This window comes from Pseudonocardia sp. CA-142604, from assembly GCF_050948475.1.
GTDB lineage: Bacteria > Actinomycetota > Actinomycetes > Mycobacteriales > Pseudonocardiaceae > Pseudonocardia > Pseudonocardia alaniniphila.
In genome coordinates this window covers 3254638-3274519 of sequence record NZ_CP192045.1, presented here as the reverse complement: position 1 = coordinate 3274519, position 19882 = coordinate 3254638, and the positions used below count along the sequence as shown (strand labels likewise).

At 68.4% G+C, this 19882-nt stretch carries 21 protein-coding genes and 1 pseudogene; 5 read left to right on the top strand and 17 right to left on the bottom strand.

Translation table 11 applies throughout. The features are described 5' to 3' along the window. Positions 1-294: 294 nt before the first annotated feature. The 4 genes and pseudogenes from ACQPZQ_RS15125 to ACQPZQ_RS15110 all read right to left on the bottom strand — a co-directional run. On the bottom strand, positions 295-834 hold the full coding sequence (locus ACQPZQ_RS15125; RefSeq protein ID WP_433296085.1) for a phosphate-starvation-inducible PsiE family protein: 540 nt from the start codon (positions 832-834) through the stop codon (positions 295-297). 144 nt (positions 835-978) lie between these two features. Beyond that, on the bottom strand, positions 979-2982 hold the full coding sequence (locus ACQPZQ_RS15120; protein WP_433296083.1) for an erythromycin esterase family protein: 2004 nt from the start codon (positions 2980-2982) through the stop codon (positions 979-981). A 33-nt stretch (positions 2983-3015) separates the two neighbouring features. Continuing rightward, positions 3016-4341: an NAD(P)/FAD-dependent oxidoreductase gene (locus ACQPZQ_RS15115; RefSeq protein ID WP_433296081.1), complete on the bottom strand. Its 1326-nt coding sequence runs from the start codon at positions 4339-4341 to the stop codon at positions 3016-3018. 520 nt (positions 4342-4861) lie between these two features. Beyond that, positions 4862-5257: pseudogene (locus ACQPZQ_RS15110) on the bottom strand (transposase); the annotation flags it as partial. A 510-nt stretch (positions 5258-5767) separates the two neighbouring features. Between ACQPZQ_RS15110 and ACQPZQ_RS15105 the strand changes: the two are divergent. Next, positions 5768-6790 carry a hypothetical protein gene (locus tag ACQPZQ_RS15105; protein ID WP_433296079.1) on the top strand — a complete coding sequence of 341 codons (1023 nt, stop codon included), beginning with the start codon at positions 5768-5770 and terminating at the stop codon, positions 6788-6790. Between the two features lie 548 nt (positions 6791-7338). On the opposite strand, the gene ACQPZQ_RS15100 is transcribed toward ACQPZQ_RS15105, so the two are convergent. The 3 genes from ACQPZQ_RS15100 to ACQPZQ_RS15090 form a co-directional block, all read right to left on the bottom strand. Further along, on the bottom strand, positions 7339-7617 hold the full coding sequence (locus ACQPZQ_RS15100) for an ATP-binding protein (protein WP_433296077.1): 279 nt from the start codon (positions 7615-7617) through the stop codon (positions 7339-7341). Positions 7618-7805: 188 nt separating this feature from the next. Next, on the bottom strand, positions 7806-8654 hold the full coding sequence (locus tag ACQPZQ_RS15095) for a hypothetical protein (protein WP_433296075.1): 849 nt from the start codon (positions 8652-8654) through the stop codon (positions 7806-7808). Further along, complete coding sequence (locus tag ACQPZQ_RS15090) at positions 8651-9235, bottom strand: HdeD family acid-resistance protein (RefSeq protein ID WP_433296073.1); 585 nt, start codon at positions 9233-9235, stop codon at positions 8651-8653. Before ACQPZQ_RS15090 ends, ACQPZQ_RS15095 begins: the two co-directional genes overlap by 4 nt. A 422-nt stretch (positions 9236-9657) precedes the next feature. Between ACQPZQ_RS15090 and ACQPZQ_RS15085 the strand changes: the two genes are divergently transcribed. Continuing rightward, on the top strand, positions 9658-9858 hold the full coding sequence (locus ACQPZQ_RS15085) for a hypothetical protein (protein WP_433296071.1): 201 nt from the start codon (positions 9658-9660) through the stop codon (positions 9856-9858). A 257-nt stretch (positions 9859-10115) separates the two neighbouring features. Here the strand turns inward: ACQPZQ_RS15085 and ACQPZQ_RS15080 are convergent, their stop codons facing one another. Then, positions 10116-12032 (bottom strand): MFS transporter, encoded by a 1917-nt coding sequence (locus tag ACQPZQ_RS15080; RefSeq protein ID WP_433296069.1) that lies wholly within the window; start codon positions 12030-12032, stop codon positions 10116-10118. 236 nt (positions 12033-12268) lie between these two features. Continuing rightward, entirely contained in the window at positions 12269-12487 is a 219-nt protein-coding gene (locus tag ACQPZQ_RS15075; protein WP_433299219.1) for a DUF2905 domain-containing protein, read from the bottom strand. 163 nt (positions 12488-12650) lie between these two features. On the opposite strand from ACQPZQ_RS15075, the gene ACQPZQ_RS15070 reads away from it, so the two are divergent. Beyond that, on the top strand, positions 12651-13079 hold the full coding sequence (locus tag ACQPZQ_RS15070) for a DUF2267 domain-containing protein (protein WP_433296067.1): 429 nt from the start codon (positions 12651-12653) through the stop codon (positions 13077-13079). Positions 13080-13186: 107 nt separating this feature from the next. Here the strand turns inward: ACQPZQ_RS15070 and ACQPZQ_RS15065 are convergent, their stop codons facing one another. The 6 genes from ACQPZQ_RS15065 to ACQPZQ_RS15040 all read right to left on the bottom strand — a co-directional run bounded on the left by ACQPZQ_RS15065 (position 13187) and on the right by ACQPZQ_RS15040 (position 18237). Continuing rightward, positions 13187-13354 carry a hypothetical protein gene (locus ACQPZQ_RS15065; RefSeq protein WP_433296065.1) on the bottom strand — a complete coding sequence of 56 codons (168 nt, stop codon included), beginning with the start codon at positions 13352-13354 and terminating at the stop codon, positions 13187-13189. A 475-nt stretch (positions 13355-13829) separates the two neighbouring features. Further along, entirely contained in the window at positions 13830-14441 is a 612-nt protein-coding gene (locus ACQPZQ_RS15060; RefSeq protein WP_433299217.1) for an MEDS domain-containing protein, read from the bottom strand. Positions 14442-14778: 337 nt separating this feature from the next. Continuing rightward, entirely contained in the window at positions 14779-15552 is a 774-nt protein-coding gene (locus ACQPZQ_RS15055; protein WP_433296063.1) for a hypothetical protein, read from the bottom strand. 289 nt (positions 15553-15841) lie between these two features. Next, positions 15842-17497 carry a PucR family transcriptional regulator gene (locus ACQPZQ_RS15050; protein ID WP_433296061.1) on the bottom strand — a complete coding sequence of 552 codons (1656 nt, stop codon included), beginning with the start codon at positions 17495-17497 and terminating at the stop codon, positions 15842-15844. A gap of 145 nt (positions 17498-17642) precedes the next feature. Further along, on the bottom strand, positions 17643-18038 hold the full coding sequence (locus ACQPZQ_RS15045) for a glycosyltransferase (protein WP_433299215.1): 396 nt from the start codon (positions 18036-18038) through the stop codon (positions 17643-17645). Then, positions 18013-18237 (bottom strand): hypothetical protein, encoded by a 225-nt coding sequence (locus ACQPZQ_RS15040; protein ID WP_433296059.1) that lies wholly within the window; start codon positions 18235-18237, stop codon positions 18013-18015. The genes ACQPZQ_RS15045 and ACQPZQ_RS15040 overlap by 26 nt, the downstream gene beginning before the upstream one ends. A gap of 191 nt (positions 18238-18428) precedes the next feature. Here ACQPZQ_RS15040 and ACQPZQ_RS15035 point away from each other — a divergent pair, with 191 nt between their 5' ends. Then, a complete protein-coding gene (locus tag ACQPZQ_RS15035) occupies positions 18429-18575 on the top strand; it encodes a hypothetical protein (protein WP_433296057.1) in 147 nt (48 codons plus the stop codon). A gap of 58 nt (positions 18576-18633) precedes the next feature. After that, positions 18634-19140, top strand: a complete 507-nt coding sequence (locus ACQPZQ_RS15030; protein ID WP_433296055.1) for an STAS domain-containing protein — start codon at positions 18634-18636, stop codon at positions 19138-19140. A 3-nt stretch (positions 19141-19143) separates the two neighbouring features. Here the strand turns inward: ACQPZQ_RS15030 and ACQPZQ_RS15025 are convergent, their stop codons facing one another. Beyond that, complete coding sequence (locus tag ACQPZQ_RS15025; protein WP_433296053.1) at positions 19144-19530, bottom strand: hypothetical protein; 387 nt, start codon at positions 19528-19530, stop codon at positions 19144-19146. 194 nt (positions 19531-19724) lie between these two features. Then, a complete protein-coding gene (locus ACQPZQ_RS15020) occupies positions 19725-19874 on the bottom strand; it encodes a hypothetical protein (RefSeq protein ID WP_433296051.1) in 150 nt (49 codons plus the stop codon). Positions 19875-19882: the final 8 nt, after the last annotated feature.

The following is a 19882-nucleotide window of genomic DNA, read 5'->3' as shown; positions in this document are numbered from 1 at the left end:
CCCTGTATCCGGGTCGCCGCGCCGCGGCCGTTTTGGACCACCGTCTGCGTCCACACCGTGGTCCTCGGACACGATGTCCACGAGCCGCAACGTCGTCGGTACATGCGGCGGCGGGAACACCTGTGCAGCCCGAACCTGCTCGAGCGCGGCGTCGGAGGCGGCGACGACGCCCGGCCCGCGGGCGTCGCGGTTGCCACCGCTGCTGCCGTCAGCGGTGAACGTGCACGGGTCGGCGCGATCGCCTCGTTGACGTCGACGAGATGGACCGGTTCGTGTTGTGGCGTACCACGTTGGTCACCCTGATCCGTCGCTGCGGCGCGCTCCTGGCGGAGCAGTGGGGCGGCGGCGAGCACCTGGACGATCGTCCTTGCCCTTTCCCGTCGGCGATGTCGGCGCTACCGAGGGAAGCTCGGCGTCCAGACGAATCGAGTGCCGCCACACCAAAGCGGTAAGGGCCAGGACGAGAATTAGCGCCATCAGGATGAGTAGTTCGATCCCTTGCGGGTTCCACTGGAACGACTTCTCGGCGGCTGCGGTCAGGATGAGGACGCTTCGGATGGCGGCGACCAGGCCCACCACCAGGAAGGGCAGGGGGTCCAGGGCACCCCGGTGTTCTACTGCGATAGCGACGGTGTGCAGGAGCTCGGCGACGATGAACAGCAGCAGAGCCTCCTCCAGAATCGCGAGCACGATCACCGGAAGGTTGTACGGGCCGGCCAGTACGACGGCAATGTAACGCGCGGTATCGACGATCAGCACGATCGCCAGCACCGTGAGCAGGATCCCAACCGTCACGTGGACGACGTCCTCGGTGATCTCGATGCCGCGAACCACGCGCGCCACCAACCCGCGTGCCAGGATCGGCATGCCGGCTCTTCCTCGAGTCGGCCGAGCTTCGGCGTCAACGCCACTCATGACGGGTTCCTCGGCGTCGCGGCAGCCACGGCATCGTGGCTGCGTTGGCTGGTCCTGCGGGCATCAGACCGCGAAGGGGTAGGTTTCGGGCATCTCCCCGGTCTCCCAGACAGAGGTGCGTTCGAGGGGTTCGACCGCCCGGGTGTCGTCGATGTGGATCACAGCGTCGAACTGGTCGGCGACCCGGGCGCGGAAGTAGTGGCTCTGGCGCTCCGTCTCCGGGCGATAGATGACTCCGATCGCCCGCTCCAGGCGGGCCGAGCGGAGCACCCCGGCCGCCCGCGTCAACTTCGAGAAGGAAAGCATGAACTCCTTCCGCCCCACCTGGTGAAACATCTCCTCGACACTGCCCGGCAGCGCCGGGCGCACCCACTTGCGCTGCGCCTCACCGCCCCAGTCATCCGCCGCGGTCACCGTGCCGGTGTAAGTGGTGAACCCGAGATTGCGGCAGTCACCGGAGTGGCGTTCGCGCACCAGCTGCCCCACGTTCAGCTCGCCCCGGGCCGCCGCCTCGGTCGCCCTGGCATCGCCGAGATGGGAGTTGTGCTCCCACACCACGATTTTCGCCAGCGTGCCGCGGGAAAGGTGGTTCTGCACCGCGTCCAAGGTCTCGACCATGTGACGGTCACGCAGGTTCCACGACGAGACCCGCCCGCTGAACATCGAGCGGTAGTACTCGGCCGCGTTCTTGACGACCTTGGCGTTCTGTTCGGCGTAGAACTGCTCGTCCTCGGCGAGCAGCCCGTCGCGGCGGGCGTACTCCACCCCTTGGCGTTGCAAATCGGCGAGCTGGTCGATCACCTCCTGCTCGCAAGTGTCGCCAGCCCCCATCGCGGCCGCCAGGCCGTAGGTCTGCCCGTCGTCGGTGCCGTAGTGGTCGAAGCAGCCGTAGCGCTCCCTGGCCCGCTGGGCCGCCGCCGGATCCACCCGGTCCAGGTAGGTGATGACCTCGTCGACCGAGCGGTAGAGGCTGTAGAGGTCCAGCCCGTAGAAGCCGACCTTGCCGAGCTCGTCGGCGACGCGGTCGTTGCGCTCCCGCAACCAGCCCACGAAGTCGAGAACCACCGCATTGCGCCACATCCAGGTCGGGAAGCGTTGGAAACCACGCAGCGCCTCCTCGGCGTCGGCGTCGTCACCGCTCCCCCGGACATACCGGTTCACCCGGTAGCCGTCCGGCCAGTCCGCCTCGACCGCGACCGCGCAGAACCCCTTCTCCTCGACGAGCCGGCGGGTCATCGCCGCACGCGCGGCGTAGAAGTCGCCAGTGCCGTGCGACGCCTCCCCGAGCAGCACGAGGTGGGCGTCGCCGACCAGGTCGAACAACACCTCCTTGGACGGCACGCCCTCCTCGGTCGGGATACCGGCGGATCGGATCACGGCGGTCTCACTGACGGCCCGCTCGGTCCTCCGCGCCGGGGCCGAGGTCGCCGCGGCACGCAGCAGGTCACGGACCTCTTCATCGGTGGTCTGGGCGAAGTCCCAGTACGAGGCGCCCACCGCGTAGAACGGGGACGGGGTCGTCGCGCAGACGACCTCGTCGGCAATCGCCCAGAGCTCCTGGCAGGTGGACTTCGGCGCGGCAGGAACCGCGACGACGATCCGCCCCGGCTCGTGCTCACGCAGCGCGATGAGCGCCGCGCGCATGCTCGAGCCCGTCGCGAGGCCGTCGTCGACGACGATGACCGTTCTGTCCGCTAGCTCGGGCATCGGTCGCCCGGACCGATAGGCCTGCTCCCGGCGCAGCAGCTCGCGCCCCTCCTGCTCGACCACCCGCTCGATCACATCCGAGGTGATGCCCAGGGCACGCACGACATCGTCGTTGACCACCACCACCCCGCCGCTGGCGATCGCGCCCATGGCCAACTCCTCACGGCCGGGCACCCCCAACTTGCGGATCACGAAGACATCCAACGGGGCACCCAGCACACGAGCGACCTCGTAGGCCACCGGCACACCACCCCGCGGCAACCCCAGGACCACCACATCCGGCCGACCCCGGTAGCGCTCGAGCAAACCGGCCAACGCCTGCCCGGCATCTCTTCGATCACGGAACAACCGATCCGGCATGCTTCCTCCTGAGGGTTGTCGACCGGCCCGGCGTCATGCGATTCGATCCGCGTCGGCGAGCCGCACCGCGGTCTCGGTGACGAATCCGAACTGCACGAGTGGGCGCCCGGCCAGCGCATCGAGCAACCAGTCCATGGCCACCCGCGACCGCCCGGCCGGCAGCTCCGCCAGGTGGTAGCCGCGGGTGATCGCCTTGGCGACGACACCGGTGACGGGCAGATGGAACGGGTCGGCGACGGCCTGGGATCCGCCGAGATCGACCACGAATCCCTTGTCCGCGTGCCGGTAGGGGCGGGCCTGCCCGTGTCCCAGCGATGCGGCGATGTTGATCCCGGCGAGCTCGCCCTGCCGCTGGGCATGTTGGGCGGTCATGACTGTGATCTCCCCGGGTCGGCCTGGATCGGGCACGGCGGCCACGTCGCCTGCGGCGTAGATGTCGTCGTGGCCGGGCACCGAGAGGCACTCGTCGACGACGAGGCGACCTCCGCGGGTGGGCAGGCCCAGGGTCTCCACGAGCGGATCGGGGCGCACGCCCACGCACCAGACGACCGTGCGGGTCGGGATCTCCGTGCCGTCACTGAGCACGGCGCAGGTGGGGGTGACCTCGCTGACCGTGGTCCGCAGCCGCACGTCCACGCCCCGGCGCCGGAGAACCCGCTCCGCCGGCGCGGACAGGCGCGGGTTGAGCCCCGGCAGCACGCGCGGAGCGAGATCGAGCAGCAGCCACCGCACCTCGTCAGACCGTAGCCCCGGGAACTGGCGCAGCGCGTCGCGCGTGAGCAGTTTGCCCTGCCCAACGACTTCGGTCCCGGTGTACCCGGCGCCCACCACGACGAACGTGGTTCTGGCCGCCCGCTCGGTTGGATCGCTCGCCTGCTCGGCCAGCTCCAGCTGGCGCAGGACATGATCGCGCAGGTAGATGGCTTCGGCGATTGACTTGAAGCCCTTCGCGTGATCGGCGACGCCAGGGACGGACAACAGCCGCGTGACCGAGCCACACGCGACGACCACCCGGTCCCACTGCAGGGTCCTCTGCCGCCGCTCGATATCGAGAACGGAACAGGTGCGCCCCGCAGGATCGATCTCTGTGGTGTTGCCGAGCACGACCCGGGTTCGGGGTAGCCGGGCTCGCAGCGATACGGCGACCCGGCGCGGCTCCAGGATCGCGGCCGCGACTTCGGGGAGCAACGGAACGTAGAGCATGTAGTCCGCCGGGTTCACCGTGACGAGATCCGCCACGCCGGGTGGCAGTCGCCTCTCCAGCGTCCGCAGGCAGTGGAAACCGGCAAACCCGGCGCCGACGACCACAACCCGCGGCCGGCCGCCTGCGGTCTGCACCGACTCAATGCCAGCAACCACGATCTCACGCTCCAGACACGGGCTCACCCTGCGTAATCCAGCACCGATGACACCGCGTGCGGAGCACCAGAGCCGGATCGGTCACGTGGGTTCGGCGGCGGCGGAAGACGGCATTACGACGTGTCATGCGGCAGTTGCTCACATTCATCGGGCGCGGCGCATCGAAGATGGCGCCTGCTGCTGAGGGCCCCTGGTATCGCTCCGATCGAGTCGCGCCTCGATCGGCTTCTGGACGAGTGCGAGCGCACGACCAGCAGCGGCACAGGGGTCGCTTCCCACATTCGCCCTCCCCTGGATCGCCCTTCCACCGGTGTGCGGCAGACGTGGGCGCGACCGCGGATGCAACGCTCGGCCGTCGCGGCCGCTGGCCGTCCTGAATTCACCCAGCCAGCCTCGTCGCGTCCCGCCGGCCAGTCTTCGGCCTCGTAGGCTCAGCGGTACCTGCCCACCCTGCACTGCTGGACGCATCCGCTCCGCCACCCCGGCTGCGACGTCAACGACGGGTTGGTACTGACTCTGTCGCGACGGATTGCAACTGACCCCTCTGGCCGTAGATGTCATCGAAATGCGCGGATCTCCCCAGTGGTCGGCCCCTTGGCCGACGGCGACAGAACGACCTCGTCCACGTCCGACAGCCCGCGTTGGCGCTCGCGCACGATCTGCCGCGTGCGAAGCTGGCGTCGGTATCGCGCTGGACTTCGATCTGGACCGACCCGAGTTCAGCGAACACCGTCTTGGCCCGGGTGCCGTTGCGGGAGGCTCCGCCGTCGCGCCCCGCCGGGTCGTGCTTGTCATAGCCCAGGTGCTCGCTCATCTCCGCCTCCAGGGCGGTCTCGAGCACGTTCTTGATCAACTGTTCGAGCAGCCCGTTCGGGCCGACCAGCTCGATGCCTCGCGCCCTGGCCTGCGCCAACAACTGCTCAGCGTCGACCCGGCGTCGACAGAGGCAGGGGCGTGCGGTCCCATTGGGTGGTGTTCGAACGCTGCGGTGATCGCAGCCGGGTTGGCTGGGGGAGCTCGTGCAGCGTGACCAGGTGCCGCCCGGGTGGTGCTGAAGGCCGTGGAGACGGTTGGCACAGGGTGAACGCGCGGAGATACTGACCGGCGCCGGGCTGGCCGGGCGGCGGTTGATGGCCCAGCGCAGGAGCGGCAGCGATCTTGTGGGTCCAGGCCCTGCCGGGCGTGGAGGTGGGTCTGCTCGAGCTGTTCGGATGGTGATGCCGAGGTCGTGGAGCCGGTAAATCGCATCGGCTTGGGCCTGAGGCGATCCACGGCCAGCTGGATTGCGGCCTCCATCGAAGGAGGGGCGGCCATGGACGACCGAGCACATGACCGTTCACACGACTCGGCGGGCGGCGGCGGATCCACCCGAGAGGGTCGACAACGCGGCCACCGGGTCCGGGTCGGTCTGTTGGCCGATCCCGGTGTGTCTACCGATCTCGCCGCTGCCCTTGTGCCCGGCCTGCCCGGCGTGCTGGCTGCAGAGGTCGACGACGCGACCGAGTGGGTCGTGAGCACCGAGACCCGCGAGATCCCGCTCAACGACCAGGGCCTAGTCCCGGTGGAGTCGCTCGCGCAGGAGCACCGCACGCGGCAGGGGTGGGACGTCATGATCGTGTTGACCGACTTGCCTCGCCGCATTGGGACTCGCCCCGTCGCCACCGTCCTGATCGCGCGCGCACACAGCGGGATGGTCTCGCTGCCCGGGCTCGGAGCCCTGGGCGTGCGCCGCCGAGCGCGCCAGGCCACTGTTCACCTCGTGCGGGCACTCACCGGGCACGAGTGCGGGTCCAAGGGGGGATGCCCACCAGGCATCCGGCGATTCAGCTCGCTGCGCTACATGAGCTCTGAGGATGACGCCGACGCACATCTCGCCTTGGTCGGGTTGCGCGGCAGGTTGCGGCTGCTCGCCGGGATGGTGCGGGACAACCGCCCGTGGCGGCTCGTCCCCCACCTGTCCACTGCCACCGCGGCGGCCGCCGCGGTGGCCGCATACTCCATCGTGACCACGGACTTCTGGGAGATGGCGGCCTCGCTGTCGCCGCTGCGGCTGCTGGTCATCTTTCTTGTCGCGATCCTGGCGATGGCGACCTGGCTGATCATCTATAACCACCTCTGGGACCGCGCAGACGACCGGGCGGTGGCGGCGCTCTACAACGCCGCCACCGCGGTCACGATCGTCTTCGGGGTCACGTGCATGTATGCACTCCTCTACCTCGCCGGGCTGCTCGCGGCGCTAGCGTTGATCGATCCCGGCTACTTCTCCTCGCAGTTGCACCGGCCCGCCTCGTTCGGCGCCTACCTAAAGCTGGTGTGGCTGGCGAGCTCGGTCGGCATCGTGGCTGGGGCGCTCGGTTCCAGCCTCGAGAGCGAGGAGGACGTCCGAGACGCGACGTACGGCAGGCGGGAACTCGCGCGGCGGCGCGGCCGCAATCCGAGTTCGAAGTAGGTCGCTACGACAGGTGGGGCCAACATTCGTGACAACAACGGCTCCGGGGCCAACTCAGGTGATCACACTCATGCCCCCGGCTACCAAGCCGGGCTCGGCTGCGGCAGGCCCATAGGCTCATTCCACCCCGGTGGGCTGAGTTGTCATACGGCCTTGCTCACGCAGGCCTTGAAGCATCGGAGCGAAAAATCCCCTTCAGCACGCGAGGTGGCTCACCGACTGGTCAACGGACATCGAAGTAGAACGTGCGGAGCTCGCTGGCCAGCAAGCCGAGGGGGCTGCGCCCGTACGCCGACACTTGCCACCGGGCAAACCTCGCGCTGGCGGCGCTCTAGGGGCGAAGGTCTCCACGTGATCGATGGCGGCGACCGGGGCCTCGCGCAGCGGCGCGACGTCCTGGGCGATCCGCGCGAGCAACATCCCGCCCTCTGGCTCGGTCAGTCGTGTGCGGCGCGGTTCTGTTTGACCAGGAGTTCGCGGCGTTGGCGAGTGCGGTGGGAGTCGCCGGTCAGAGTGAGCACTGGTGGCCAGTCGGTCGATCATGGCGGCTACGACGACGTCATCGGAGAACGTCTCGCCCCACGCCCGAAGGGCAGGTTGCTGGTGACCATGACCGCGCCCTGTTCATAGCGGGAGGCGATGAGCTGGACGAACAGGTTCGCTGCGTCCTGATCGGAAGAGGTGTACCCGACCTCGTCGATGATGATCAGCTTGTAGCGGCGGATCTTCTTCAGCTCGGTCTCCAGTTGTCCGGCGTGGTGGGCCGGCCGGTTCGTGGCGGTGTCGAACAAGACCGAGTAGCCGGCTTGGGTGGCCTTGACCCCCAACCCGATAAGTGCGTTTCCCCGATGCCCTGTGGGCCGAGCAGGAGTCCCCCAGCTTGATCTCGCGCCGCTTCCCGTACCGCAGAACGCGAAGAGCACCCGGGTGCTCTCGCGCGGTCGGGTCGCCCCGGCGCGGCCAGCAGATGGCGGTGACCCCGACCATGGAGTGATCGTCGTCCCGACGGGCTGGGTCAACTGTTCTCGTCCTTCTTGTCCTCGCCCTCCCACCACTCGCGGTCGTAGCGGTCGGCCGCCTCGGTGCGCTCCCGGGCGATCTCGAGGGCGCGCGCCGCAGTCTCCCGGTCCGGGTAGGGCCCGAGGCGATCGAGAGCGCGGCAGCCATAGAAAGGCTCGACCCTGCGGTGCCTGAGGCAGTAGAACCACTGCTCCTCAGTCATCACACCACTCGCTGCCCCTGAGGTCTGTCGCTGCGAGGCCCGTCCATCAGGCTCACGGGCCTCCTCGATCTCGCGTCGGAGCTGCAGCAGCCGCTCCTCCAGCCCCCGCAGCTCCGGGTCGAGCTCGACGGCGCGCGGCCCCACGTCACGCAATGCGTCGATCGTCGCGAGTGAGAGCGCCACGGCGTCGTCGGGACGGTCGTCACCGAGCAGGCCCTCGATCTGCTGGGCGAGGGAGGCCAGTGTTCCCGAGTCGGTGTCGGGCACGAGGTAGCCCTCGAGCCCCGGCGGGTACGGCGTGCGCTCGCGCAGCTCCCGCATTGCGGTGACGACCGCTGGCGAGGCGCTGATCTGGTCGAGCAGCCCGATCAGGCGGTGGGCCCGCGCCACGACCCGCGGCCGGCCCGGGTGCTCGTCGAGCCACCGGAGCAGGGCGTCGTCCCCTCCGAGATGCCGGACAAGCCGGGTCAGACGGGCGGCGATGTCCGTCGGCAGCGTGGCATGCCACGGCAGCACGGTGGACACCTGCTCGGCCAGGGCCGCGTCGGCCTGCCGGTCGGCCTCACCGTCGACAACGGCGTCCAGCAGCTCCGGGTCCAACCGGAAGACCGAGGTCGGGCCCTCCAGCTCCGGCTCGGTCACGGAACCGGCGAGCGCAGCGCCACGGCCAGGGCACCGAGCGCTGCGCCGTAGACCACCGCGAACACCCCGAGCAGCACCGCCAGCCCGATCACACCTGCCGACGGCCAGACCAGGATGACGATCCCCGCCATCACCGAGAGAACACCGGCCAGCGCGAGCAGCCAGATGCGACCACCGACCATCCGCAGTCGGAACGCCGTGGCGATCTGCGCCGCCCCAGCGACCACCGCCCAGATGCCCACGACGACAGCGAGGACGAGCGCGGTGATGCCCGGCCAGATGAGCGCCAGCACACCCGCGGCGACGCTCGCGAGGCCGCCGAGTAGGCCCAGCCACCAACGGGACCGATCGCGATGGCGGACCGCGTCGATCACGCTCGCTACGCCTTCGAGGATCGCGTAGATGCCGAACGCGATGGCCAGGGCCAACACCGTCAAGTCGGGCCAGAACAGCGCGACGAGGCCGAACGCCAGCGCTAGGACGGCGCGGACGACGATTACCGTGCGTACGGTGCGGACCCCCAGCACCAGCGGGTCGGTGGCCGGATCGTCGAGCAGCGCGGACGGGCGGTTCGCGTGCATGACAGACCTCCTGGAGCTGAGCGGGGGGCTCGGGCAGACACCCGGCACGACCCGAACAGATCATGCGACCGCACGCGTGCCCGGGGCATGGGCCTGGGAGGGCGACGTACAGTGCGCGGACTGCACCCGCCGGGACGGGGGGCGGTTGTCTGACGGCGGCGCGTCTGGCTTCAGCGCCGAGCAGCCCCGGTCGTCGCTCGTGAACCGGCGCGACCGCTGTGGCGTTTCGACACCTGAAGACTGAGCCGCGTGGCTCACGCGCCGGGGGCCGCAGCTGGCGATCGGGCTGCCGCTCGATTCCGAGCACCGTCACCGGGGCGGCCTCGGGGACCTGCTCAATACGCACGCGCCCTGGTCGGTGGACTCGTGACACCACCCTGTTCCTCCTGCACGGCGTGCTTTTCTGCGCCTGCGGACGGCGGGTGACCTACGGGCGCGGCGCGACGGGCGTCACGATCGCCGTGTTCCTGGCCTCGACGCAGGCGCACCGGGGAACCACGGCGACCGCCGTGATCGGGGCACTCGCCCTCCCCTGCTCGGCGCCCGGCGCTGCACTGGACGCCCACCGCAGCGGCCGAGTTCGCGTTAACGGGCACAGCGGTTGTCGCGGGGACGGCGACTGAGTGCTGCACGTCGACTCCACGCCGTGGTCGATGGTGGTGCGGGTGCTCGCATCGACGGCAGACGCGCCCTCGTCGTGGGACCTCCGCTGTGAGGTGCGCGGGCAGCTGATCGCCTTCCTCCGGGACAAACACCCCCAAGCCCTCCCGCGCACTGGCCGCCGCCAGCTCTCCGTCCTCCGACCCCGCGGGCGTCATCAGAGGCGAGCAGCCCAGGCGCGCAAAGCAGCAGGACGGCTGGTCGCCCTGACGGCACCGAGTCAGCGGTCGGCTCCGGCGCGTCGAGTGGTGCCGCGACCCCGGGGCGGTCCGTAGCTGTCGCGTGACAGCCGCTGCACGCGACCCTCATCCACAGCGTGTCGCAACGCCCGGCGGAACCGGCCGGGACCCCAGAAGCGCCCCCCGGCATAACCGGCCAGCGCCCCGCGCCGGGTCGGGCCCAGTCTCTCGACTGCCCCCTCGATCACGGCGATCTCCCGGTCCATCGCTTCGTCCGACGCCGCTGCCCAGCGGCTCGTCGTGCCCGCGGTGCCGATCTGGCCGGGTGAGTAGAACGCGAAACCGGGGCCGGGCCGGACCGCCCGCAACCCGTGCCGCTCATCCGTCGCCCGCTCGGCGGCGCGCCGCAGGATCCGCATGTTCCGCTCGCGCGCCGCCCGATGCTCCTCCTCGCTCGTGCGGGCGGGCTCCCGGGCCGCCTGGATGGCGCCCTGCTGCTGGGGGTCGGCGTCGGCCTCCTCAGCGGTGAGCGGGGTGGCGATGTTCTCCAGCGACCTGCCCTCGGCGCGCACCCCGAGCGCCAGCTCGGTCAGCCCGCCGACAGCCATGGCGCCGGCGCCGATGAAGAAGCCCAGCGCGATGAGCCGAAGGTCACCGCTATGGATGAAGTTGCCGAAAAGCAGCGGGCCTGCGATGCCGCCCACCGCCGTGCCGACGGCGTAGAACAGCGCGATCGCGAGCCCTCGGATCTCCAGCGGGAACACCTCGCTGACGGTGAGGTATGCGGAACTCGCGCCGGCCGATGCCAGGAAGAACGACGCGAGCAGCAGCACCATGAACCAGGTCGTCGTGAGCCTGCCGTCACGCAACAGGACCCCGAGGCCCGCGACCAGCACCGCCGACCCCAGATACGTCCCCGCGATCATCGGAATCCGGCCGACCGTGTCGAAGAGCCGGCCCAGCAGCAGCAGACCGAGGAAGTTGCACGCCGCGAACACGGCCATATACGCGGGCACCGCCGACGAGCTGACGCCGAACACCCCGCTGAGCAGTGTCCCCAGGTCGAACACGACCGCGTTGTAGAGGAAGGCCTGCCCGATGAACAGCGCGAGACCCAAGACCGCACGGTTGGGGTAGCGCCGGAAGGCGATCGCGACGAGGTCCCGGTAGCGGATGTTCTGCCGCAGCCGAATGACGATCTCGTAGGACGGCGGCGGCAGCTCGACACCCGTTTCCGCCCGCACGTCCTCCTCGATTTGCTCGACGATGCGCTCGGCGTCGCCCGCCCGCCCACGAAGCAACAACCACCGCGGGCTCTCCGGCACGTGTCTTCGCACGAGCAGGATGCCCAGGCCGATCACGAAGCCGAGGCCGAACGCGATCCGCCAGCCGATGCTCGGCGCGAACAACGACGCGTCGAGCAGCAGCAGCGACACCAGAGCACCGAGCCCCGACCCCACCCAGAAGCTCCCATTGATGGCGAGGTCCACCTGCCCGCGGTTCCGGGCGGGGATCAGCTCGTCGATCGCAGAGTTGATCGCCGAGTACTCCCCACCGATGCCAACCCCCGTGAAGAACCGGCACAGGAAGAAGTACCAGGGAGCAAACGCGAACGCGGTCAGGACGGTCGCCACCAAGTAGACGCCAAGAGTGACCATGAAAAGCTTCTTACGACCGAGCCGGTCGGTGAGCTGACCGAAGAACAACGCACCGAGGCAAGCGCCCGCCACGTAGAGCGCCGCGCCCGTCCCGATGTCGGCGGCCGTCAGCGTGATCCCGCTGCCCGGCTCGATCATCCGGGAGGCCACCGCGCCGACGATCGTGACCTCCAGGCCGTCAAGGATCCACACCGACCCCAGGCCGATCACGATCCGCCAATGGAACGGCGACCACGGCAGCCGGTCGAGCCGAGCCGGGAGTGCGGTCCGGAGGGTCGTTTCTGAGCGGGGGGCGTCCATCGGTGCCACCTCCACCAGATCGGGCCAGCCATCAGCCGCATTTTGCGAGTTGCCGGCGCCCACTGGCATCGACCCGGCGACGCAACGCCTCGACGTCTCGTTCGGCCCGCCAGCGCGACCGGGAGCAACAAATGGCGTCGAAAAAAGCATCCGTGAGACTGCGGGCGAGGTCGATGCCACGACCCCGCAGAGACGTCCGCGGTTGAACAATCAAAGGAACAACCACAGGAGGGCGTTCAGGGCAAGCACACGAGCAGCATCGATGTGATCGGGATGTAGATCCTGGTGTTCCCACTGACGATCCGGATATCAGCCGGGAGATGCCCCAGCCAGGACAGTAGCGATGAGGCTCGCGTCAGCAACCGACTGTCCCAAACCGTCGAAGTGCGCCTGGCCGCTCGCGGGGTCCGAGTCACCAGGGAGCACCGACGACACGGACGGCTGTGCCGCCGCATCGGCACGCCCGCTTGACAGGAGGTGCCCCATATCAGGTGACATGACCCCGCGGGGTCGAAAGGCGGCCCGAAGCCTCACCTGCCAGGCGCAGGCCATCAGGCGGCCGATCGGTCACCGTGGGACCCACGACGTGACCCGCCCTCAAGCAGAAGGTGCACCGACGTGAGCTCGACGGGATATGCGACATTCGACACGACACTGGCGAAGACGAACGGGGTTCTCAAGCAAATCGAAGAGTCCTACGGATGGCCGAAGGAGCGCCGCAACCGGTCCTACGCCGCGTTGCGCGCCGTCCTGCATGCCCTGCGCGACCGGCTGACCGTCGAGGAAGCGGCTCAGCTGTCCGCGCAGCTCCCGATGCTGATCCGCGGCATCTACTTCGAGGGCTGGGACCCGACGAAGGTCCCGGTGAAGATGCACCTCGACGACTTCCTCGCGCGGATCCACGACGAGTTCCCCTTCGAGATCCCGGACAGCCCCGAACGGCTACTCGGCATAACGGTTCAGGCACTCCGCCGCCACATCACCGAGGGCGAGTGGAAGGACATCCGGGCGAGCCTGCCCGAGGACGTCGTGGCCGTCCTACCCTGACCATGCTGGCCGGCGTCCGTGTCGCAGTGCTCGGTTCTTTGATCACTTATGACGCGATGTGTGACTGAGCTGACGGCGACCTTGTCGTCGCTGAGCTCTCGGCTGGATCAGCTGCACCAACCCGCCTCCATGAGTAGCACGCTCCCGATCGTCCGGCGCTTCGATACGCCCATGGCCTTCGCCGCCTCGATCACGCCCGGGCTGACCTGCAGCAGGTTCTGCTCCACGAACCGCGACACGTAGGTCACAGCGTTGGCGGCAAGCGGCACGGTCACCGCTTTGACCTGCCCACGATCAGGCGCGTGCCGGGATTATCGGATCAGCAGGATGTGGAACGGGCGCCGTGCTGGCACAAGGTGAAGTTGATCTCGCCGTTACCGACGACGTGGTTGGGCCGCACAATGTCAGTCACGTAGGTGACGTCGACTTCCAGCCCTCGGCTTCCAGCCGCTTGTCTGCAAGGTCCAGCGGGTCGTGGTTGGCCGGTGTGTCGGTGGCGATCACCGCGATCGTGCCGTCACCGTTATCAGCACCGCCGCCGGCACCGCCACCGGCGAGTCCACAGCCGGGTGAGTGCAGCGGCGAGCGGTCCGGCCGCGGCCACCACGTGCAGGATGCGGGACGTTCGGCGCATGCGGGGTTCCGGTCAGGCGAAGAGGGTGAAGGGGTGTTCAGCGCGGAGCAGTGCGCTTCGGCTCGTTCGTGGCGAGCACGAAGGGATCGGTACCAGGGCGTGAAGAGCTGCGCGGCCTACTGCCTCGACCCGCCACGACCGCGAGCGTCATCTCTCTGGCAGGGGTCGACGAAGTACGGGTTGTCGAGAACGACCCCACCCACCCAGAGCTGGCGGTGTGAGCGAACCATCGACACGAACGTGTCGCCGCTGAGGGTGTTCAGGTCGTAGAAGAAAACGCCGATCTGCGGGTATGCCCGGGACCATTGGGCGACCCGAGCCTCGTAGCCGGCGAGGCCACCGACGGAGGCCTCGCCGACATGCGGCAATGCGATGCTCATGTCGGCGACGGCTCGCGCGAAGCGGCTGCCCTTCCGCTCGAATGTGTCCTCCGACCAGTCGCCGATCATGTCCAACATGCGGTCTGGGGTGAACCCGGCACCACTTCGGTACCTCCCGGCCGGTTCACGTACGTCCAACCAGGTCGTGTCGACTTCCGAGTCATCGGCGGCCAGCTTCTTCCGTAGTGCCGCATCTTCGGCTTCTGTCGCCACATACAGGCAGGTGTCCCCGGCTCGGAGCCCCTTTTCCACGAGGTCCAGCACGAGTTGGTCACGTTCGGACTGCTCTCGATACAGGACACAGAGATGTCCATGGCGGGCGACAGGTATTCCTCCGATGTCGGCCACGGGTTCGGCGTCGGCAGCGTTGTGCACGGCAGCGTGAAGATCGGACTTGCTGCCTGAGTCGGTCACGTAAACCTCCACAATTCACAGCCAAGAGCTACGGTCGCGTCCGACTCCGAAGGGGAACTCTGCGGCTGAAGGGCATCGGTTGAACTTACGCGTCGCGCTCCGGCCACGTACACCGGCCCGCCAGGGCAGATCACCGACCGTCATGGTTCGGATGCGGTACGTGCGCAGAACGAATCGGCTGATCAACTGTTTGAAGGATGCGATTTCGGGGAATCGCCGCCGCCGTACCTGTCATCGACTTGCCGAAACGGCTTCAGGCTTATTCAGTGTTTTACATCATGGGTATCGAGGTCGTGTCATCGGCCTGCCGAACGAGGCCGTGACTACGCTGGGGGCCTGAGTCGGGAGTTCTCGTCGGCCCGCCCGCAACTCGAACTAGCCGTTCCAGACCGTGTGCGTGATCTGCGATGTGCACGGTTTCGCCGATGGCCTCGGCACGTGTGAGGTCGACCTGCAGCGCCCGCCGCAGTTGGGTTCGGTCTCTCGCCGCCACGCGCTCGATCAGGTCGTTCGCCGAGACGGGGGCGTCGGGAGGCAGCCCGAGAAGTCTGGCCGCCCGGTGATCCGCCGTGAAACCCGAGGCCAGGCACCATTCGCCGACGGCGATCTGCTCGGTCTGTTGCCGGTCCGGGTTGGTCGGCGTGGCGACACCGAACATACGCTCACTCCCGCGGTCGCCGATGTAGTCGAACATCAGCCAGTCGTACCGACCGTCGGCGCGGAGCGCGAGGACCGGAACGCCCGTGAACTCTTTGTTGTTCATCAGGGCTTCGGCGATGGTGACCAGCCTGTCCTGGTGGTCGGGGTGGACGAACTCCCACCAGTCCACGCACCGCATGGTCGCCTGGGACCAGCCCATCCAGCCCGCGCACATACTGTTCTGCCAGATGAAGTGGCCGTTGAAGCCGATAACAGCCATTAGGTCGTTCCCGTCCTGCCAACGTTCGACGAAGCGCATCGATCGGTGGCTCACCGATGGGGACAGCGCGGGTGCAGGCCCCCAGTCGAGGTTCCCCGCGTCAGACCGTCCGAGATCGAGGTCCATTGCCCAACTCCTCGGGTTCGTGTGTTGCTTGGCCGACGCTTACCCGTTGTTGCGGCGCCCGCACATGCCGGGCCTTCTGTTGCGGCCGGCCCCCGCCGAGGTCGACTCGAGGCATTGGACCCGCGGGGCCGAGACCCATCGGTCCCCCTGGTGCCGGTCGGCCAGCTTCTGCACGGTGTGTTACAGCGTGTGTCCAGGTGCGGTTCCTCGACCGAAGGTTCACGCCGGTGCCGTCGGCGGTGACGGTCCTTCAGATGGCGCGCGCTATGCACACCTCATGAGGTGCAGTTCATTCCGACCCTCGGAGGATCTGCCATGCCCTCGTGGCGACATGCAGGTTGAGCCGATTCTCCACGTCGCCGAGCTCGCGGCCGGTGAGTTCACGGATCCGCCTGAGCCGATACCGCAATGTGCTCCGGTGGATCGTGAGTGCGCGAGCCGTCATGTCGTAGTTCCCGCCGCATTCGTAGTACTGCCACAGCGTGGTGACGAGGTCGGATCGGTTGGACGCGTCGTAGTCGACCAACGTGCCGAGCCATTCGCGGACGAACTCGCGGAGCTCGCGGTCGTGTTCGCCGTCGCCGGTGGCCAGGAGACGGTAGATGCCGAGGCTGTCGAAGACTGTGATGCCGTTGGGCTCCATCGACTGCTGCCGGATGCGAAGGGCTCGGATGGCCTCGGAGTAGGACCGAGGGAGCTCGGACGGCACGGCGACCGACCCGCCCACACCGATTGCACCGTCCTCGTTCTGAAGTCTCCTACTCACCGAGCGGTACATTTCCTGCCACCGCCGCATGCCGTCCCATCCCGGGCTCGGGGTGAGTACGACCACCGCTCCGCCCCGCTGGCTCAGCAGCACGCCGCTTTCCAGCATCGTGGCCGCCACGCGCTCAACGGTGCGGGCCACCACCTCACTGCTCGTGGCCCCCGCCCACTGGATGACCAGTACTTGATGTGGTGGGGACAGATCGTGCCCCAGCGCACTGGAGCGGAACCGAGCGCTCTCGTCATCGGTGCCAGTGAGCAGATCATGGACGAGGTCGCCACGAAGCCGCAGCTCGGTTTCGGCCATACCGCGACGATGAGCAAGTTCCATGGCCAGGACGACCGACGCGTGTTCGAGGGCGAACAGATCGTGTTCCTCGGCCCGGTGATCCGGGTCGATCAACACGAGTACGCCGAGCACCTCGTTGCGGGGTTGGGCCAGCGCGATGAGCCGGTCGCGCTGACGGATCGGACGTCCACTACGCCGCGCGGCCGTGAGCAGCTCGGACCGACGGCGTTGCGACATTCGCGGATAGGGCGTCGGCCGGCCCGGACCGCACCACTCCATCAGGTTGCCGAAATTGTCCTCGATCGCGACCGGCAGTCCGGTCAGGTCATGCAGCGTCCTGCAGATTCCCGCCTCGCCCGCTCCGGCGGCAGCCACGGCAGTGAGCCGCTCGTACGCGCAACGTCGTCGCTCGAGGCCGGAGACTGCGGTGGTCAGCTGCTCGTTCAGTTCCCTGAGCCGGTCGTTGAGGCTTCGCAGTTCGGCCGTGTTCCTCCGCTCGAAGCGGCTGAGCCGGGCGCTGTTCAGAGCGGCACCGGCCTGCTGGGCGAGCGTCCCGAACAGGTACTGCTGGTCGGCGGCCGGCTCGGCGTCCGCGGTGACGACGAGGTAGCCGGCATGGCCGCCGACGGCTCGCAACGCGAAGGCCCAGGCCCAGGGGGCGCCTGCGACGTGAACCGGGCCGTCCGACCCCGACAGGGAGCGGAGCCGCGACTGGAGCTCGGTGCTGCCGTCGCCGACACGCGTCAGATCGTCGCGGAGTAGATATGCGCCCTCGGCACGGGCCGCGCCCAAAGCAGCGACGGAATCGGCCGCGAACTGGATGATCTCCGTCTCGTCAGTACGGTCGAACATCACCATCGACAGCGCGAAAATGCTTGAGAGCTTGGACATTTGCTCCCGCATGGAGTCGATGAGCTTTTGGCTGTCCATCTAGTTCCTCGCAACAGGACGGCATCCCGAAGGGCCACCCGGGAGACGCTACGCGCCTGAGGTTGCAGTGCAGCCGGAGGAAACCGATCAGACGAGCAGCGTACCCTCAAGGCTTCACTAAAAGGGGAATCTCGCCACTGAGGGCGACCGCGCAGCGATCGGGCTGGATCTCTGGCGCCGGCCCATACCCCGTCCGCCCGGCGCGGCTGCGCCGGGCCGGAACGTCCGTGTAGAGCTGCATGTAGCGGTCTGCCATCCGGGCGGGCGTGAACCGGGTCGCGGCCACGCGGCAGCACTCCCTCGGATCCAGGCGTACCGCTGCACAGACGGAGGACGCGAGGGCATCCTCGTCGTCGCAGTCGACCGTCAACCCGGTGCGTCCGTGCTCCACGAGTTCGGGTAGGCAGCCGTGCCGGTAACCGAGGACGGGGGTATCCAGCACGAGGGCTTCGACAACGCCTGTGCCCCCGGCCGTCCTAGCTGATGGGCGCCAGAGCCGCATCTGCGGTGGCGACCAGCTGGTCACACACCGCTTCGCCCACGGTGCCGACCCAGTGCACGCGCCGGCCGTCGACGAGCGCTCCACGTGCTCCCGCCAGTACCGCACGTCCTCGATCGGCGGCGGCCAGCGTCGCGGCAGGGTGGGTGATCTCGGTGGGGTGGTCAGGCCCCGGCAGCGGTGGCATCAAGTCCGACACCACGGCGAGCAGGTCGCGGCAGCCGTCCTCGTCGAGAGCCCGCGGCCCGACCGTGCTCGCGCACCGAGATCCCGACCAGCCGGACGTCGTCCGGGATCCCGTCGCGGAGCAGCCTGGGTGCTGCTGTCCGTCGCCGCAGCGGTTCGTCGCAGGCGTTCTCGTGGCAGCTGAGCTGGCGCCGTTGCATCAGCGTGGTGTCCGTCCGACACCGAGACGACGATACGACGACCGGCCACGTCCGCAGGATCGCCCTCGGTCACGCCCTGCCCTCCTACTGCTTCGGCACGGGCGTCCCCGCTGTGGCCGTCAACCTCGTGACCAATCTGGCGCAGCCGTCCTGACCCTTCCGCGGCCGCGGGGTCGTCGTGGCACGTCGATGTGCCCGGTACGACCTGGCCGATGCACCGGACAGCGTCGAACCCGCCCTGTCAGGCCGGTGTCCACCGCGGGCCTCGTGGTGCACGGTCATCTCGACCGAACGCGAGGCGACGGGCCTGCCGCGAGAGGAGTCGGATATTGAAAAGGAACGTGGTTCCACTCCAAGACGGTGTTCTCAATGAAAGTCGGGCTTGCCTGGGAGAAGACGACGTACCCAGGACAACGATCGTAGAGATCGAAAACCCGGGGACGAAAGTCGTTCACGTTCTCGGCGGGATCGACGCCTTCACGGGGGCGGATCTGGAACGGGCACTTCGTCGAGAGCTGGTGGACCGCCCGGTACGACTGATCGTGGACCTCTCCCTGGTCGACCTGCTGGGGTCGACCGGGCTGGTGATTCTCCGTCGCATGCAGGACGACTGCCTTCTGCAGGGCGTCGAGTTGGCGCTGACGTGCGACGGGCGCAAGGACGTACTCGAACAACTCAAGATGATCGGGCTCGACCGGTTGTTCCTCACCGAGATCTGACCCTCAGAAGCGCAGCGCAAAACCTCCCGGCCATCGCCCGATGAACGCCCCGCGTTGCTCCTTCAGCCAGTGCTCCAGGGTGCGGGCATCCTCACCAGCCGTTGTGCGGACGGTGTCGGTGACCGTGTCGCAGCCTCCGCAGGAGACCCACTCGAAGAACTCCAGCACGCCCTCGGCCTGCCACGGCAGAACGCCGTCGTCAAGCATCATCGACCGGGCCTCCACGGCCGGGATGTCGGCGTAGTCGACCTGGCGGGCGAAGACGGCGGAGACCCGAGCGGCGACATCGGCGTAGTCGAGCGCCTCCAGCCCCGTGATCACCTGGATGTCCGGCGGGTCGCCCTCTGTGAGAGCAGGTGCGACCACTGCCGCGACGTCGCTGACCACCACGAACCCGACGCGACCGCCTCCAGCGGCACGAGGATCAGACCCCGCTCCCGGATCGCGTCCGTCACCGAGAGCAGGTTTTGATGTACAGGTTCGGCGCCAGGTAGCTGATGGGGAGGCCGGTCCGCTCGAGATGCATGGCGATCTGACGGTGGCTGCGCATGAAGCGCACAGTGCAGTCGGGCTCCTGAAACCCGTCAGCGGCAAGCCCGGTGCCCAGCAGTGACGATGGCGTCCACGAACCCCATCTCCAGTTCGGCCTGCTCCTCGTGCGAGGGGCTCATGAGGAAGACGCGGTCGAACTCCCGCAGCACTTCCGCAGGGGGTGGATCGTCGAGCGTGGCCACCGCATGGT

What these genes read in the sequence shown, in the direction of transcription:
- ACQPZQ_RS15120 (WP_433296083.1), bottom strand. Translation starts at nt 2,982, where the DNA reads ATGCCGGATCGGTTGTTCCGTGATCGAAGAGATGCCGGGCAGGCGTTG.
- ACQPZQ_RS15090 (WP_433296073.1), bottom strand. Translation starts at nt 9,235, where the DNA reads ATGCACGCGAACCGCCCGTCCGCGCTGCTCGACGATCCGGCCACCGAC.
- ACQPZQ_RS15080 (WP_433296069.1), bottom strand. Translation starts at nt 12,032, where the DNA reads ATGGACGCCCCCCGCTCAGAAACGACCCTCCGGACCGCACTCCCGGCT.
- ACQPZQ_RS15075 (WP_433299219.1), bottom strand. Translation starts at nt 12,487, where the DNA reads ATGCGGCGGCACAGCCGTCCGTGTCGTCGGTGCTCCCTGGTGACTCGG.
- ACQPZQ_RS15055 (WP_433296063.1), bottom strand. Translation starts at nt 15,552, where the DNA reads ATGGACCTCGATCTCGGACGGTCTGACGCGGGGAACCTCGACTGGGGG.
- ACQPZQ_RS15050 (WP_433296061.1), bottom strand. Translation starts at nt 17,497, where the DNA reads ATGTCCAAGCTCTCAAGCATTTTCGCGCTGTCGATGGTGATGTTCGAC.
- ACQPZQ_RS15045 (WP_433299215.1), bottom strand. Translation starts at nt 18,038, where the DNA reads ATGCGGCTCTGGCGCCCATCAGCTAGGACGGCCGGGGGCACAGGCGTT.
- ACQPZQ_RS15030 (WP_433296055.1), top strand. Translation starts at nt 18,634, where the DNA reads ATGCACCGGACAGCGTCGAACCCGCCCTGTCAGGCCGGTGTCCACCGC.